The sequence below is a fragment of the Lactonifactor longoviformis DSM 17459 genome (assembly GCF_900129135.1).
GTDB lineage: Bacteria > Bacillota > Clostridia > Lachnospirales > Lachnospiraceae > Lactonifactor > Lactonifactor longoviformis.
The window spans coordinates 85,878-101,176 of record NZ_FQVI01000002.1 but is presented as its reverse complement, the minus strand read 5'-3'; the positions used below and the strand labels follow the sequence as shown (position 1 = coordinate 101,176).

General features: G+C 42.2%; 13 protein-coding genes. All 13 read left to right on the top strand.

From position 1 onward, the window contains the following. Positions 1 to 62 precede the first annotated feature (62 nt). The 13 genes from BUA56_RS23560 to BUA56_RS02945 all read left to right on the top strand — a co-directional run bounded on the left by BUA56_RS23560 (position 63) and on the right by BUA56_RS02945 (position 15,166). Positions 63 to 236, top strand: coding sequence for a hypothetical protein (locus BUA56_RS23560; RefSeq protein WP_242946712.1), 174 nt, complete (start codon positions 63 to 65; stop codon positions 234 to 236). A 99-nt stretch (positions 237 to 335) separates the two neighbouring features. Continuing rightward, positions 336 to 581: a hypothetical protein gene (locus BUA56_RS23265; RefSeq protein ID WP_072848892.1), complete on the top strand. Its 246-nt coding sequence runs from the start codon at positions 336 to 338 to the stop codon at positions 579 to 581. A gap of 278 nt (positions 582 to 859) precedes the next feature. Then, positions 860 to 1,732, top strand: coding sequence for a restriction endonuclease (locus BUA56_RS02995; protein ID WP_072848891.1), 873 nt, complete (start codon positions 860 to 862; stop codon positions 1,730 to 1,732). Between the two features lie 787 nt (positions 1,733 to 2,519). Next, entirely contained in the window at positions 2,520 to 3,428 is a 909-nt protein-coding gene (cas6, locus tag BUA56_RS02990; protein ID WP_072848890.1) for a CRISPR system precrRNA processing endoribonuclease RAMP protein Cas6, read from the top strand. A gap of 26 nt (positions 3,429 to 3,454) precedes the next feature. Further along, positions 3,455 to 4,402 carry a DUF6602 domain-containing protein gene (locus BUA56_RS02985; protein ID WP_072848889.1) on the top strand — a complete coding sequence of 316 codons (948 nt, stop codon included), beginning with the start codon at positions 3,455 to 3,457 and terminating at the stop codon, positions 4,400 to 4,402. Continuing rightward, the gene (locus BUA56_RS02980) at positions 4,392 to 5,951 is read left to right on the top strand and encodes a Cas10/Cmr2 second palm domain-containing protein (protein ID WP_072848888.1); all 1,560 of its coding nucleotides are present in this window, start codon (positions 4,392 to 4,394) and stop codon (positions 5,949 to 5,951) included. Before BUA56_RS02985 ends, BUA56_RS02980 begins: the two co-directional genes overlap by 11 nt. Before the next feature lie 9 nt (positions 5,952 to 5,960). Continuing rightward, positions 5,961 to 8,087 carry an RAMP superfamily CRISPR-associated protein gene (locus BUA56_RS02975; RefSeq protein WP_072848887.1) on the top strand — a complete coding sequence of 709 codons (2,127 nt, stop codon included), beginning with the start codon at positions 5,961 to 5,963 and terminating at the stop codon, positions 8,085 to 8,087. Further along, a complete protein-coding gene (locus BUA56_RS02970) occupies positions 8,080 to 9,549 on the top strand; it encodes an RAMP superfamily CRISPR-associated protein (protein ID WP_072848886.1) in 1,470 nt (489 codons plus the stop codon). Before BUA56_RS02975 ends, BUA56_RS02970 begins: the two co-directional genes overlap by 8 nt. A 7-nt stretch (positions 9,550 to 9,556) precedes the next feature. Then, complete coding sequence (gene csx19 / locus BUA56_RS02965; protein WP_072848885.1) at positions 9,557 to 10,126, top strand: type III-D CRISPR-associated protein Csx19; 570 nt, start codon at positions 9,557 to 9,559, stop codon at positions 10,124 to 10,126. 1 nt (position 10,127) lies between these two features. After that, entirely contained in the window at positions 10,128 to 11,612 is a 1,485-nt protein-coding gene (locus BUA56_RS02960) for an RAMP superfamily CRISPR-associated protein (RefSeq protein ID WP_072848884.1), read from the top strand. 98 nt (positions 11,613 to 11,710) lie between these two features. Next, entirely contained in the window at positions 11,711 to 13,102 is a 1,392-nt protein-coding gene (locus BUA56_RS02955) for an SAVED domain-containing protein (protein WP_072848883.1), read from the top strand. A 569-nt stretch (positions 13,103 to 13,671) separates the two neighbouring features. Further along, on the top strand, positions 13,672 to 14,805 hold the full coding sequence (locus BUA56_RS02950) for a hypothetical protein (RefSeq protein ID WP_004844113.1): 1,134 nt from the start codon (positions 13,672 to 13,674) through the stop codon (positions 14,803 to 14,805). Continuing rightward, positions 14,798 to 15,166: a hypothetical protein gene (locus BUA56_RS02945; RefSeq protein WP_004844112.1), complete on the top strand. Its 369-nt coding sequence runs from the start codon at positions 14,798 to 14,800 to the stop codon at positions 15,164 to 15,166. The genes BUA56_RS02950 and BUA56_RS02945 overlap by 8 nt, the downstream gene beginning before the upstream one ends. Positions 15,167 to 15,299: the final 133 nt, after the last annotated feature.

Here is a 15,299-nt window from a genome sequence, read left to right as displayed (position 1 = left end):
TTATATGGAGATGTGGGAGAAGGAGGGAAAAAGGAAAGGCTGAGTGCTAAAATTCACCTACATTGAACGATCAATATGTAAGAGATATGCTGAGAAAAGCTGAGTGTAATGGGGAATATGATGAAAATGTCCTAAAAGATAGAGTAAAGAGAATAGATGTTTATGAGAAGAGGTTAATAATTTGCTATACGGAAATAGGGAGCTTTCAGATGGCAATGGCGGGGGGAATATGTTAAAATGAAATAATAAGAGGTGAAGCATCAAAAAATTCTGGAAATTGGATAAACTTTTGAGGAAAGTTATTTTGGGGAGATTCTGGTGCATATGTTGGAAGAGTGTTATTAGATGCATTATATGGTCTGGCTAACCGAGAAGATGTGCTTGAAATACGTAAAAGTTTTTCAAGGTCAAACTTGTGGGAAAAACGTCAAATAATTAGATTAATTGACAGTACATTTGATGAGGAAGAGAAAAGGCCTTGGCTTAAGAATATACGTCAAATAGAATCTAACGAATTATTTCTGTTGGAAACTGCAGAGCCAATAAAACTGACCAAAAAGAAAAAAAGAAGGAAATATTAAAAATATCTTCGAGAAGGATTGAGGAAGAGGCAGTTATGTCAAAGGGAGTATTGCAGCTTGGTGAAATTATTATTTTCTACTCAATACATGTGGAGTCGGTAATAATAATGCGGAATTATGGTTTGAAAGGGAAAGAGAAGATAAAACTTCAAGAGATAGAGTAGACAAGTGGGATTCTATTATTTTATGAATTTCAATTGTAATGTGATAGAAAATAGTAAGATTTGTTTTTCAAAGCGTTTCCATAATTTTTTATGGAAGAATAGGAGATAAAAGATATGGCGAAAGACAAGATGAATATACCTGCTTATAATGATATGATGCAAGAACTTTTTCAAGCTATTAAAGAGTTAGGTGGTTCGGGAACAATAAAGGAAATTGACGATAAAACGATTGAAATACTAGGATTGTCTCCAGATATATTAGCTGTTATGCATGGCGATAGCAGTAAATCGGAAGTGGAATATAGATTAGCTTGGACAAGAACGTATATGAAAAAAGTGGGTATTTTAGAGAATTCTACACGTGGGGTATGGGCGTTAACTACATCAGGACGTGAGTTGCAGGCAATAAAGTCAGAAGAAATAGTAAAAAAAGTTCGCGAAATGACGTCTTTAAAAGTAAAGGACACTGAAAAATTTTGTCTGGAGGATCAAAATCTGGAGAATGATGGCGTTGATATGCCGGATGAAATTCAAACATGGCGTGAAAAACTAAAAAATGTATTAAAGAATCTGAAACCGGATGCATTTGAACGTTTAACTCAAAGATTGCTAAGGGAATCTGGGTTTACCCAAGTAAAAGTTACAGGAAGAACCGGAGATGGTGGTATAGACGGAATGGGAACTATAAAATTAAATGGAATAATTAGTTTTCATATGCTTTTTCAATGCAAGAGATATGTTGGGACCGTATCGGCCAGTGAAATAAGAGATTTTAGAGGAGCTATGCAAGGTAGAACTGATAAGGGATTATTTATAACAACCGGTAAATTTTCATCTTCTGCAATAGAAGAAGCGAACAGACCGGGAACAACTCCAATTGATCTAATTGATGGGGATGAGTTGGTAGAAAAATTGCGTGAGTTGCAATTAGGAGTTGCTCCGGTTAATGATTATATAATTGACGATGCCTGGTTTTTATCAATTTAGAGTAATCAGATATTATATTACTTACATATAAAATTTATTTGTGTAGGTTACAATTAAGCAGTTAAAGAATCAGTAGGTTATCGTGTTAATTTTCTGAGATCCACACAGTTTCGTCAGTGGGCTATAAAGGAAATAAGAACCTAAACGATTCATGGGTATGTTCTGGATAAGAGTCGTTTGGAGAATGGACAGATTTTTTGACGAAGAGCATTTTGAATATTTATTAAATGAGATTCGTGCCTGTAAGCGGAAATTCTATCAAAAGATTACTGATATTTATAGATACCGAAAGCTGTCTGTAAGGTACATACAGCGGTGGAAATTGCTATAGAAAGAGCAGACCATAAAAAAGAGCATATGGGATTGTAGACATGGAGCAATGCACCGAATGAAATATTATAAAAACAGATATATCTTGATTTTGCAGAGAGATAAGCGGAACGGAAAATCCCTATGATGATGGTGGACTGGGCCAAGCATCCTGATGGTATTTGAAACTGAATTTGAGGAAAAATATACATCTAAGATTGAATGAAGCAAAAAGTTCGGTAAAAACGGTTGAGTTATTTCTAAATCATTAAAACGTACAGATATTAAGAATTTGGAAGAGTTATTATATGAAGGGAAAGCAAAGATAGCGGAATTTATGTTTGGAGAAAAGTGAAAAAGATACGAATACCAGAAGATTATTTGAGGATGAGACGCTTATTCTGGGATTGTAAATTATCATATCGGGATGAAAATACGGATTAATTTTGAAGGTGGATAGCAGGAGGATCCTATTGCTATGTTTGAGTTTATGAAAATATTAACGTTACATGTGAGTTATGAATGTTTAAGAGGCGGGATACTTCCAGCCTACTTGGGCTCAACGATACGTGGGATCATGGGGCATTGCATTCATGAATTCTATTGTCATCACAGAAATGTAAAGTGCTTTTTGTGTGATGATAGAGGGACTTGCCAGTATGTTCAATGCTTCAGCAATACTGGCGGCGAAGCGGGGGCAGTGAATCCATATACTATTTATGTATACGGTCAAGGCAAGGAAAAATGGGAGGTCGGAGATTATTGTGTCTTTGATATTACCTTATTTGGCAGTGGAACAGAGCATGCGGGAGTCTATTTAGACGCATTGATTGCGGCGGAACAGAAAGGCTGGGGCGCGGAAAGAATACCGTTTCGGCTCGTGCATGTTACGGATCAGGATTCCGGAAGATTGATTTACGCCAGCGGAAATAGCTGGATTCGCAATCTAATGCCCAGAGCAGTCTCTATAAAAGAACGGAACGCCGCATATGCCTGCCTTGTTTTTGACACACCTTTAAGGGTTGTCTCTGGCAATAAATTGTTTCAAAAATTGCCTTTTGACATGGTAATACAGTTTTTGATCCGGAGAATCTCTCTTATGACAGCGAAGTATACGGATTTTAAACTGGAGTGGGATATAGAAGAGATGATGTGTCAGGCTGCGAAAATTAGGGTGGCAGGGGAATCCTGGCGGGAGATCCCTTTCTCCAGATATTCCATGAACCAGCAGGATGGGAAATTGAAACTCGCGTCTAAAATGGGTTGGATTTTGTATGAAGGGGACTTATCCCCGTTTGTGCCCGTTCTGGAGATGGGGAGCTATCTTCGGCTGGGAAAAGGTGCAACGATTGGATTTGGTCACTATGATATCTATTATGATAAATAAATGCAACGATAGAGAGAGGGATGAAGATGGCTGGGGTTACTACTTACGATGAGGTATTACTGACAATTGCTAAAAATTATAAAGATATTGAGACATCTATAGTAAATCAGCTTTTGCTGGAGGTTCCGAACCATTATCCTACAGGTGGTTCCTACAGAGAAACAGTGTGGGAATCACTGTTTAGAATGGTAGTTCCAAGAAAATACTGCATTGAGCAGGGGGTATTTATTATTGATGCGTTTGGACATAAGTCAAAGGAAGTCGATCTGGCGGTTTTTGATGAACTTTATACGCCGTACATATTCAATTACGGAAAAATAAAATTCATACCGATTGAAGCCGTGGCGGCTGTTGTGCAGTGTAAAAGTAAATCTATGGTTAAGAAAGAAATTGATGATTGGGAAAAATCCATCGGTAGTTTAATCACGTCAATGGACTCTGTAGCCAGGACAGCAAACTTCATGGTGGACAATCAGGATAATTCACAGGAACGGAAAAAAAACTTGACGCAAACCGCAACCCGTCCGGTGAAGATATTGTGTACTCTCGCTGGAAAGAACGCGCTAAACGGATACAAGGACAGTTTTGATATTATCCTGTCGGTAGATAAGAAAAAAAAGAAATTGTATAAAAGTATACCAAGAGAAGCACAGAGTTTAGAAGAATGGAATGATTCCCTGAATCATGCGATAGGCGGAATCGAAGATTTACGGGACAAAGAATACAGAGAAAGTAGGAAAATGGATTTAAAAACGGCAAGAGGGAGTCTTCTCCAGGAACTTAGAGTTTCGCAGACAGCTGAACGTGATGAGGCGGAAGAAAATGTAATCCTTTCTTTAATCTTTCAGCTTAACCAGCTCCTTATGGTAATCAACAATCCCATGTTGTTCCCGCATCATGCCTACGCGAAACGATTCAGCGATATTTTAAAGAGGTCCGAGCAAAATAAAGGAGAAAATGGGGATGGGAAATAAAAAAAGTGATTATATTTTAGCAAAATTTGACGTCGGAGGCATCCAGGATTACATCTTTGCAACGAACCGCTTGCGGGAAAATGCCGGCGCCTCTTATCAGGTGACAAGAATCATGGAAGAATTTCTGCTTGAGTCATTTCAGGAAGCTGCAGATGAGGAAAACATGGAGGTTCTCCTGGACTGGAAGCTGGCAGATCGACTGCGCCTGCTGCAAGACAAGAGGATGATGGCTGAAGTCATTTATATAGGCGGCGGGAACGCAGTGGCATTGTTTCGGAATCTGGAATTTTTTTGCAAGGTAGGAGAAAAGCTGGGGATTAAGACCGCGGTAAAATGTCAGGGAGTCTATGTAGCGGCAGCATACATTGAGACTGATCTGTCTGATTTTGCAGCAGACAGAAGAAGGCTGGATCGGGAAATGAATGAAAAGAAGAATCATATGATCCGTCAGCCAGTATACTCTCCGTTTCCGGTTGTGGAACAGGAGGATGGAAGCCATCAGCCGATCACCGCTCAGATTCATTATGAAACAGAATCGGAAAATGTAACACGGGTTCAGTTCCAGAAGAGAAACGCCTATAAGGATATTGTTCATTATAAACGTCTGTTTCCGGTATTGAACAATGGAGTCAGCTATGGATATCCGGAAGAAATGGACCAACTTTCCAGAGAGTATGGGGAGGACAGCATGGTTGCGGTCGTCCACATTGACGGCAACGGGATGGGAGACAGAATGAATGGACTTCTGGGTGAGTATATGGGGTATCTGGAGGGAGTTCCTATCATACGCAGGGAATCCCAGAAAATAGCGGGACTTTTTGAGAATACGTATCACGAGATACTCCAGGAGTTATGGGATTGTCAGGTCTTAATCGGAGGGAACGGGACAGAAGAGGAAAACGGGATTTTTCCTTTGCGTCCTATCCTTATGGACGGGGATGATTTTACATTTATATGCAGGGCAGAGCTGGCTGTTCCGATTGCGGCGGGATTCATGAAGAAACTTTTGCAGATACAAGACAGTGAGGAAAAGAAAATAACAGCCTGCGGCGGCATTGCCTTTGTTCACAGCCATTTCCCGTTTCGTGTGGCCTATTCAATCGCCGAAAAGTCCTGCGGACAGGCCAAGAATGCGTGGTATGAGGAAAAAAGACAAAAGGAAAGCGCTATGGCAGTATGTTTCCTGGATTTCCAAGTGATAAAAGACAGTGAGGTAGGGTTTTCACTTAAGAATACAAACTATCAAAAGCGTCCGTATTCCCTGGGGATTGACGAAAATAGAACAAGGGACAATTCTTTAGAGGCATTATATGATGTATTAGTTAAGATGGAGGAGGACTGGCCATCGGGGCGGCTACATAAAATGTACCGCGCGTTTTTAGAAGGAGGCCATGCGATGGAATTTTTAAAGAAGGAGTTTGTTTCACGCGGATATAAAATCGACAATCTGGTGTCAGGGAGATGGGAGGATTCGCCATTATATGACGCGTTAGAGCTGCAGGGGATGTGCCGGTTGGATTTGGTGAAAAATTTTTTAAATATACAGTGAGGTCAGCATATGAAAGAATGGAATCTGCGAATTGAATTAAAAAGTGATTTCTGCACTGCTACAGGGGAGAATGCCCCCGGTATGATAAGTAGCAAAACTGCGCTGGAATACGGAATCCCAAAGATTCCGGCAAAGCGTATCAAAGGCTGCCTACTGGAGTCGGGGAGGGAGCTGGCCGATAACGGAATGATAGCGGAGGGGCTGCTGCCCCGCATATTTGGTTGTCCAGGGAGTTTAGGCGGAGAGGGGATCCGTGTGGGAGACGGGCATTTGGGAGTTGTACCTGAATATCTTTTTAATCAGGAAAAAAAGGAAGACTTTGTGATCCGCGATTATGAGCAATTTCTAAAGAACGTTAAAGATTGTCCTGATATAGAGGAGTACCTTCTGGAAGATATTTTTACAAGAAAAAGGACAAGGACGGCTCTGGAAAGAACGGGAACCGCGAGTGCTCATTCCCTTCGCACGGTGCAGGTGGTTCCCGTTGGCCTTGTTTTTTGCAGCCGGATTGAGGGGAGTTTGAGTCAGGAGGAGGAGCAGGCGCTGCTTTTGTGCGCAAAAGGTCTGCGCCATATGGGAATCGGTATCACCAGAGGGATGGGAGAAGTTCGCTGTATATTAGAAGGAGCAGTGCTTAAAGAGACAGAGACTAGGAAAATGAATACCGCGCTGTTCCAGACAATCCATCCGGAGCAAGAGGTTAGCCTGCCCTACGAAATCAAGTTAAAACTGCCGCTAATTCTGGAAGGAAATGCCGGTGAGGTGGCGGATCAGATTCAGGGAAGCGCTATATTAGGCGCGTTTGCGGGAATGTACATAATAAGGCATTCACTGGGAGCAAATGCGCATAAAGATGCGGATTTCTGCAGAATTTTTTTGCGCGACGGAGTTCAGTTTGGCAATGCATTTCTCAAAAAAGACGGAAAAGAGTATGTACCCTGTCCCAAAGCGTTTGCCGTTCTGAAAGACGATAGGACGGTGTGGTTTAATACAATGAAAGATGAGGAAAACAGAAGAAGAAAAAATATTTCCGAACATATCTGCCTGAAAGACGGCTGCTTATATAAGGTTGCTCCGGACAAAGAGATTCATTTTCATCATGCCAGGCCGGCTGACAGGGCGATCGGACATGCACAAAATGACCGGGCGGAGGATAAAAAAGCCGCTGCCGGGCAGTTCTTTCAGTATATGGCCTTGTCGGCAGAGCAGATATTTACGGGTACTTTAAGGGGAAAGGCGAGCGATATTCAGAGGCTTGTTGAGTGTCTGGAGGAAAACGGATATTGCCTGATGCTGGGCAAATCCAGAACCGCGGAATATGGTGGCTGTGAACTTCATATTTCAAAACACCCTGCTGTGGAACAGAAATATGAAAACGCTGCCTGTGGAAAAGACTGGCTGGTCTGGCTTATAAGTCCGTTTGTCTCCATGTGTCAGGAAAGCGGTCTGTTTGAAATAGAGGCAGGTCCTCTGATGGAAGAGATGAGCAAAGAATTGAATTGCTCGATAGAGTTAGAGCACTCCATTTGCAGCTGCACCGTTCTCCAGGGTTATAACAGCAGATGGAGACTGCCTTCGGCGCCTGGTCCGGCCCTCGCTCCCGGAAGTGCATTCCATATTAAAACGGAGAGGGACGTGGAGGCTTGGGAAATCGAGGAGAAGCGCTGGGGAATGATGACCGGAAAAGGCTGCGGACAGGTGAAAGCCATGCCCTGGAAGGATTGCCAGGAGGGAAGAATCGTGGAAGAAGAAAACTCAAATCCGGATCAAACCTGGAGAGATGACGGAGCGGATGGAGAAGATGATGGATTATTTGCAGCAATTCTCGAATATCAGGGACGGCGCTTTAGGTGGGAAGCAGATGCCGGGAAAGTCCTGAACACTATAAACAAGCAAGAGAGGGAACTGCCATCCTCGTCGGATATTACTCTCTTGATTCAGCTGCTGAAGGGACGGGATGGAAAACCGGGAACTTATAAAAAATTAAAAGAAGAGGTTGAGCGGATCCGTGGGGAGGAAAAAAAGCAGCGTATTTTGACCTTTATAAAACCGTGTGAGGGCGAGTCTGTGGAGTTTATGGAGCGATATTTAGAGGCGGCCAAGTGGAAGGCGAGGAGGGAAGAAAATCATGAGTGATGGCGTAATTAGCTTTAACAAGATATGCGGCCGTCTCTGTGTGGAGATGACGGGGTACTTAGCTTCTCCGCTGTCTATTGGATCCGGAGAAGAGGAATATTCGGACTCGGACGTTGTCTTTCGGGCGTCCGGGGAACCCTACATACCGGGCAGCTCTCTGGCAGGGGCGCTGCTTGAATATTCGGCGGCCATAAAGGGGGAAGAAGAGACAAAAAAACTGTTCGGAATGCCAAGAGGAGGAGTGCCCGGCAGCAGGGATGACAGGCAGAGCAGAATTTTTGTCTATGATGCTCAGATAGGGCAGGCAGAAATGGGAATTCGTGACGGAGTTAAGTTAAATGAGGATAAAACGGCCAGCCATATGGGCAAATATGAGCTGCAGTTTGTTGAGACGAATGCCCCGATAAAGATTCGGGTTGAGATGATAGAGCGGGAGGATTGTTTTGAAAAAGTAAAATCCGAAATTACGGGGAGGGAGAGGACAGAGGAAATTGAGCAGGTCTGGGACAGAGAACGCCAGTGGATTTATCTATGGCTGAAAGGATTTGAGAGCGAAGAACTGCGGTTGGGGGCCAGAAGCCGCAGAGGATTTGGGAAAATAGCGATTGATCACGCCCGGATTAAGGCATTTGATATGAGGAAAAGTGATTCTTATAAGGAATGGCTGGACTGGGACTGGGAGCAGGCGGATGCCTTTGAAGGAGCAGGGAGTGAGACGATCCGGATGGAAGACTTGGAACAAGCAGGCGGAGCCGGGAGGGAACATTGTCTGGAGGTTTTGCTCCGTATTTCCGGTACGCTGTTGGTCCGCACTTATGCCGTGGCTTTTACAAGGACGGAGAATATTCCAGATTATGGGCAGATGACGGTTGGCGGTCATGGGAAACAGGCGGTGATACCCGGCAGCAGTTGGGCCGGGGCTTTCCGGAGCCATCTGGCGAAGACTGTGCAGGAGCTTTTGCGGCAGCCGGACTGGAAGGAAGCGCAGAAGATATTAAATCCATTGTTCGGGACATGGAGTGATACAGAAAATAGAAATCAGGAGCTTCACGCCTCGGGACTGATATTTGAGGAAACGGTAATTGACGGTGGTCATGGCTTACCTGCCGCAAGAATCGCAGTGGATCGGTTTACTGGCGGGACGGTGCAGGGAGCGCTGTATGAGGAAATCCCATGGACAGGAGGAGAACTCAGCCTGCCGATACGATGGAGAAAGAATGGGCTGAATCTGACAGACGAAGAAATCTGCGGTATTCTGCTCTGGGCGGTCAAGGATTTGCAGGCAGGAATTCTGACCGTGGGAGGGGAGACCTCGGTGGGCAGAGGGATTTTTGAACCGGTAAATGGGAAAGACAATCTCTTTTTAGATGGAGCTGTTTTGACGGATGCAGGGCAGAAACGTTGTATGCAGGCTGCGGTTTTGTGGGTAAAAGGGAATCGGAAGAAAGAGAATACGAGGTGATGGAGCAATGGAGAGGTATGAACCGTTTGGAGTGATAACCGAACAGAGAGCAAAAGAGAAGATTGCCGAATGTTTTCCCAATACAGCAACCTTGTATGCAGTTTTGGATTATGCCGTGTGCTTTGGCACTTATAATCAAGGTGACTTTTTCCTGGGCATAGAGGCGCAGACCGAGCCGGCGGCACTGGATTGGACTTATCTGCGGGAACTCCGTGTTTTCGACGAGGAGCAGGAATTGCTTCTGGTTCCGTCAGGCGGTAACTGGACCGGGAGAATGAGACGGGAGATAGGACAATATGAGGTAACGCTGGCGGATGGAGAATATGTCATTGATGAACGACAGAAACTCTGGGGAAAGACGAAAAAGTCGTATAAAGTAGGGGACACGGTCTGGAGCCTTCTGGTTTCAGGACGCGGAACTAGAATACAGATACCGATGGAGTTGAATGAGCGGGAGGAGGCGGCAATCCGTGTACGCCGCTATATGCGCATTCCTGACCTGAAAAAGGATGGAGCGCTGGTGTTTCAGAACGATATCCGCATGATAGGGCTGTGTCCGTGGGAAGGAGATGAGTGAGATGGCGGAAAAATTTGCAGAGAATTATAAAAAACGATTTGTCAATCCATACAATTTTATTCCTCTGATGGAAGCGTGCAGCCGCTCGGCCCCGACTGCTGAATTCGAAGATTGCTACACGGGATACTTTGACTGCACAATAAAACTTCTGACTCCGCTGTTTATACCAAATACATCATCATCTTCAAGACTGCTGAGCGAGGAAGAAAAGAGAAATGAAAAGTGCAAGGGCGAAAAGTGGAAAGGGTATGATTTCTATTCTTATGATGACTGGTCATCGGAGGAATGGGAAGGAAAGGGGCTGCCTTTGCCGCCGCAAAATCCTGCGATTCCGGGAAGTGAGATTAGAGGGGCTCTGAGAAACGTTTTTGAAGCGGCATTTAACGGGTGTATGTCTTCTGTATCTGTGGATAGGGTGCTTTCGGAAAGAACGAATAAATCAAAGAAGCATCCGGCTTGCTTAGGGAGGGAAGTATTTACAAAGACAATTGGAGATTTATTAAAAGAAAACGGCGGTTACGATCCATGTGCGGATGAGAAACTATGCCCTGCGTGCCAGGTATTTGGAATGGTGAGGAAATCCGGGAAGGGCAAGACCTATGCACGTGGATCAAAAATCAGAGTGACGGATGCTGTGCTGATTGATCCGGCAAGAGACGGCCAGGGATTGTTTGAGGAACCGGTGGTTCTTCCGGAATTGGGGGAGCCAAAGCCGGGTACGGTGGAGTTTTATACGGAACCTCCCTACGGGCAATCAGAGAAGTGGAAAAAGGGACAGGGATTCTGGACGTATGATTATAAATATAAAGCTCAGAATAATAAGAACCCCAATAATATACGGATCTTAAGCGCCAGGGAGCCAAAACTGCGGGGAAGAAAATATTACTGGCACAGTCAAGTGGATTTGGAACAATATAGGGGGAACCAGCTCTCTGCGATGAAGCAGAGAATCCGTCCCATGAGTGCGAGAGGACGGGACGAGGAGCCATTGTTTCATTTTCGCGTGTATTTTGAACGTCTTAACAGAACGCAGTTAAATCATCTGAAATGGGCGATTGACTTTGGAAATCCTGCCTGTGCCCATAAGATCGGCAGAGCGAAGCCGCTGGGATTCGGCAGTGTCCGGATGAACATCGACAACTTATATCTGCGCGAAATTGACAAAGATACGGGAATCTGGGAAATGAAAAGGGAAACGAACATGGAAAACTTTTTTTCTCATCCGGTTGGGACGAGCGAGGCCCTTAGGATAGTACAGAAGATGGCTAACTGGGAAGAACGGCCTCGGAATGTCCAATATCCATCCGTGGAGCGGGGAGCCCCTGGAACCCCGTCTAAGATAAACGAGACCGCATCCCATCAGTGGTTTAAAAATAATAAAAAGGGTGGTTATTTTATGAAAGTGCTCCCGAAGGCGGATGAAGATGCAAGGAAAAACTTGGAGAGCGAAAAAGCATTATATACTTATACAAAGAACAAAAATTAACCTCCTGTACGGTAAAAAGCCTTCAGACCGGTTTAGGAAATGAGGGAGACGGCGTAGAGGAAGCAGCAGAATCATACAGGATTGAGAGGGATGATGTTATGGGAGGAAAAGAGGCATTACGGGGTTTTTTATATCAAGGGTTTGCTTCCGTTCTTGAGGCTTTATGCAACGAAGGCTGGGATAGGATTTATATTGAGTTAGATTCTAAAAATGATAAAGTCGACATTGCGTTAGAGGCAAATCACGTAATCCTTAAAAGCATTCAAGTTAAGTCAACAATCAATGTCTTTAAGAAGAATGCAGTAAAAGAATGGTTAAATGATCTGATTCATGATAACGTAGGGGCATCGAGTTTTGAACTTTATTTAATTGGTCAATGCGATGAGGCGGCACGAACCTTTATTAATTCTCTAGACAAGCTTCAGCATGGACAGTTAGACACAAAGGCGCGAGATTCTTTGGAGGGATTTGATGTCAATATAGTGAGAGGAAGAGAAATCATATTTTCACATCTACCATGTGATACCGAGGCACTGCAAAAAATTGTGATAGCCTCGTTGTTTAAGTATATTTCACGTAGACATTATGCAAGTTCATATGAACAGGTTCGCTTCATTGCATTAGCAATGGAGAGTGACCAATTGATTTCCTCCACGCATAGGAACGGTGTTTCAAGGAAAAAATTTGATGAAGAATTGGATAAGCGTGTCACTCTTCTTGCCGATCAATATTCCCCGGAAAGAATAACGATTGGGATTGAAAGTTTTTCTCCCAGCGAAATAAAATTGGAGGAGGAGGCGGAAATCTGTTTATCATTGACGGATAATTTTAAAGACCGTAAGCTTAAAGAAAACCTTGATTGGAATAGAGATATTTATGAAAAATTGGAATCGTTTTTACGGACCAATACGGATAAGAAACGTGCCTATCAATTACTTTGGAGTACACATTGCAGCATTGCTTTTGCTGCCGGCAGAATCTTGAACAGTAAGGTGGGGATTAATATTTTCCCAGTACAAAAAACATTTGCTCATGGAACGGAATTGTGGGATGTGAAGCTCTCACCGGGAAGGGAGTATCCGAAGTGGAAAGTTTCAGATTCAGGTCCAGTTGAAAATAGGTATGATACAGCGCTAATATTAAATGTTACTCGAAACATACACAATGACGTGATAAATTATGTCGAGGAGAGTCACATACCTGTTGGGCGTTTGATTGACTGCACGCTGGAGGAAAATGGCGCCACCAATTTTTCGGTACAGGATGGCACACATGCCTCCCTCCTGGCTAATTCGATTTATGATGCGATTGGAGGAAGGAATCTGGCAGAGTGTCGGGCAGTTTTGCATATATTTGCGGCTGCACCAAATGCATTGATGTTTTTCTTGGGTCAAAATTCGATGGGATTTGGAAAATGTATTTTATACGAATATGATTTTGAGAAGAGAAATAGCTGTACTTATTCGCCATCATTCGACTTTACAAATTAATAGACACAATGATATCACGATACATGGAAAACAGTGTGGTTTACGGGCATCAGAGAACAATCTCTTCCGTGTGTAATTTTGTTTTAAGTGGGAGGTTTTCGCCAAGAGGTAGAGCATCAAGTGGATAAAAATGACGCTTAAATATCAGAGGGATTTTCTTAAACTGGTGTATGCGTGCCATCCGGATACTAAATATAGACATTTGGGGGATATTGACGCTGGCGGTTTTTTGGATTCATCTGGTACTAGGTGGATTAAAGGTGAGTTTTGCGGACTGATTGTATAAGAAAGTGAGGGATTATCGAACTGGTTTATATTGTGTTACAAAGTGTTGTAAAGCCCGGAATTACAGGCTTTTTTAAAATTGACTTACATATAAAGTGTTATATTTATTTATCCTGATTTGACCGAAATTTGCCCCGAGATTCTTTGTTTGGATTTGTTTGAAAATAGTTTGATAAAAATAAAATAGAATGAAATATTTGAAATAAACATAAAAAAATATAGACAAAATAGGGAATAAGATATAATATTAAAGTAAATATATAATCTAAGGAGGAAGGATATTTATGAGAAAAATTTTTAAACGATTTGCTTCACTTTTGACAATCTTTATATTGACTATTATGTCAATAGTTCCTGTCCATGCCTCGGAGAATACTTCTGTTGTAAATGTTACGGATGATTTGGCGATACAGATGGCAGAACGTTTTGCAAAGGGAATAGGAGAAAATAGCAATATTGTTGCTAATAATCCGAGAAAATTTTATGATACAACAGGTCAAGCTATTGGATATATTGTAAATTACAATTTAGAAAACAAACCATATGGATATGTAGTTTTTGATACTACGTGTGAATCTTTGATATCAGAATACTCATTTGGTAATAATTCAGCAAATCCATATGAGGTGATTTATCAAAGTGAAGCAAATGTATTTAGTGAAAAAGCAAATACCTCTGAAATATATAAAATAGCTCCGTTTGAATATGGTATTGTTGATAATTTGGGAAAGATTAGAACGAATTATGGTGAAACATTAGAAAAAACAGTACTGTCCTTGAATGAGAGTAGGGGAAAAGACCCAGCTACTTGGGATGAGGTTTTGCTAGATATTGATGAAGTTTATGAAAACTACACGCTTGTTTCAACAAATCATCTTCAAGAATTTATTTCCTTTAATGAGCCGTATATAGAAAGTGTAACAGGACATTATGCATGTGCAGTTAGTGCATTATTAGCATGTGGTGCATATTATAATGCTGTTGATTATACAGATATTGCAGGTGATTATATGGATATTTGGGATTCAACAGGAACGACAGTTTCATCGGAGAGTGGAGGAATAACATATGGTTCAACAACTATTGGCAATATTGGACCTGGATTTGTGGACTTTTGTGCTGGAAAGAATGTTTCTGTAACACAAAATACTGACTATAGTCCCAATTATAATTTTTTCACTAATTGCATTGATAGAGGAGATATAGCAGTTGTCCATTGTGGTATAATTAGCAGTGATACTGGAGAACGTGCGGGGCATTCAATGGCAGCAGAGGGATATGCAACTTTGCGAGCATATAATTCTGGAAATACAGTACATACATTGATGGTATTTGATGGATGGGGGGATACAGTACGTTATTTGAATTTTGATTTTGATAGTTGGACAGACATATCGGGGACTACATTTAATGGATAAGAAACGATTGATTTTGTTAATCATACTTTTGCTTGCAATAGTATTAATTGTGCTTGGCGTAAAAGGAAATGTTTTTAAGGAGAATCGTCAAAATATGGAGTTGCGTTCTAGTGGAGATGATAATTCTCATTGGTTTCATTTGAGTGGGGTTGTTGTAGAGAAAACTTTTGATACACTTTTAATAGAACTAAATGAGAAGGAAGAAAGTAGTCTATTTTTTGATACGACAAAAGTTAGTTTAGATTGTACTAAGTGTAAAGGTGATCTAGAACAAGTATCAGAAGGAAATGTTATTAAATTTTATTTTTTTAAGTATAATATTGATGGTGAAACGGTAAAAATTGAAAGAATAGTAAGATAAAAGTATAAGTAAGAGTTCTGCTATCAGAACATTATTATTAGTGAGGTAAAGGAACAAGGCGAAGCCGAGACGCCGTAGGGCAGTCCTTTACGGAACGGACACAGCCAATACCATCATGATACATAAGAGGACT

Bases quoted from the DNA above. Each gene is read 5' to 3' on its own strand.
- BUA56_RS02980 (WP_072848888.1), top strand. From the start codon at position 4,392: ATGGGAAATAAAAAAAGTGATTATATTTTAGCAAAATTTGACGTCGGA.
- BUA56_RS02985 (WP_072848889.1), top strand. From the start codon at position 3,455: ATGGCTGGGGTTACTACTTACGATGAGGTATTACTGACAATTGCTAAA.
- BUA56_RS02945 (WP_004844112.1), top strand. From the start codon at position 14,798: ATGGATAAGAAACGATTGATTTTGTTAATCATACTTTTGCTTGCAATA.
- BUA56_RS02955 (WP_072848883.1), top strand. From the start codon at position 11,711: ATGGGAGGAAAAGAGGCATTACGGGGTTTTTTATATCAAGGGTTTGCT.
- BUA56_RS02995 (WP_072848891.1), top strand. From the start codon at position 860: ATGGCGAAAGACAAGATGAATATACCTGCTTATAATGATATGATGCAA.
- BUA56_RS02950 (WP_004844113.1), top strand. From the start codon at position 13,672: ATGAGAAAAATTTTTAAACGATTTGCTTCACTTTTGACAATCTTTATA.
- BUA56_RS02960 (WP_072848884.1), top strand. From the start codon at position 10,128: ATGGCGGAAAAATTTGCAGAGAATTATAAAAAACGATTTGTCAATCCA.
- csx19 (WP_072848885.1), top strand. From the start codon at position 9,557: ATGGAGAGGTATGAACCGTTTGGAGTGATAACCGAACAGAGAGCAAAA.
- BUA56_RS02970 (WP_072848886.1), top strand. From the start codon at position 8,080: ATGAGTGATGGCGTAATTAGCTTTAACAAGATATGCGGCCGTCTCTGT.
- cas6 (WP_072848890.1), top strand. From the start codon at position 2,520: ATGTTTGAGTTTATGAAAATATTAACGTTACATGTGAGTTATGAATGT.
- BUA56_RS02975 (WP_072848887.1), top strand. From the start codon at position 5,961: ATGAAAGAATGGAATCTGCGAATTGAATTAAAAAGTGATTTCTGCACT.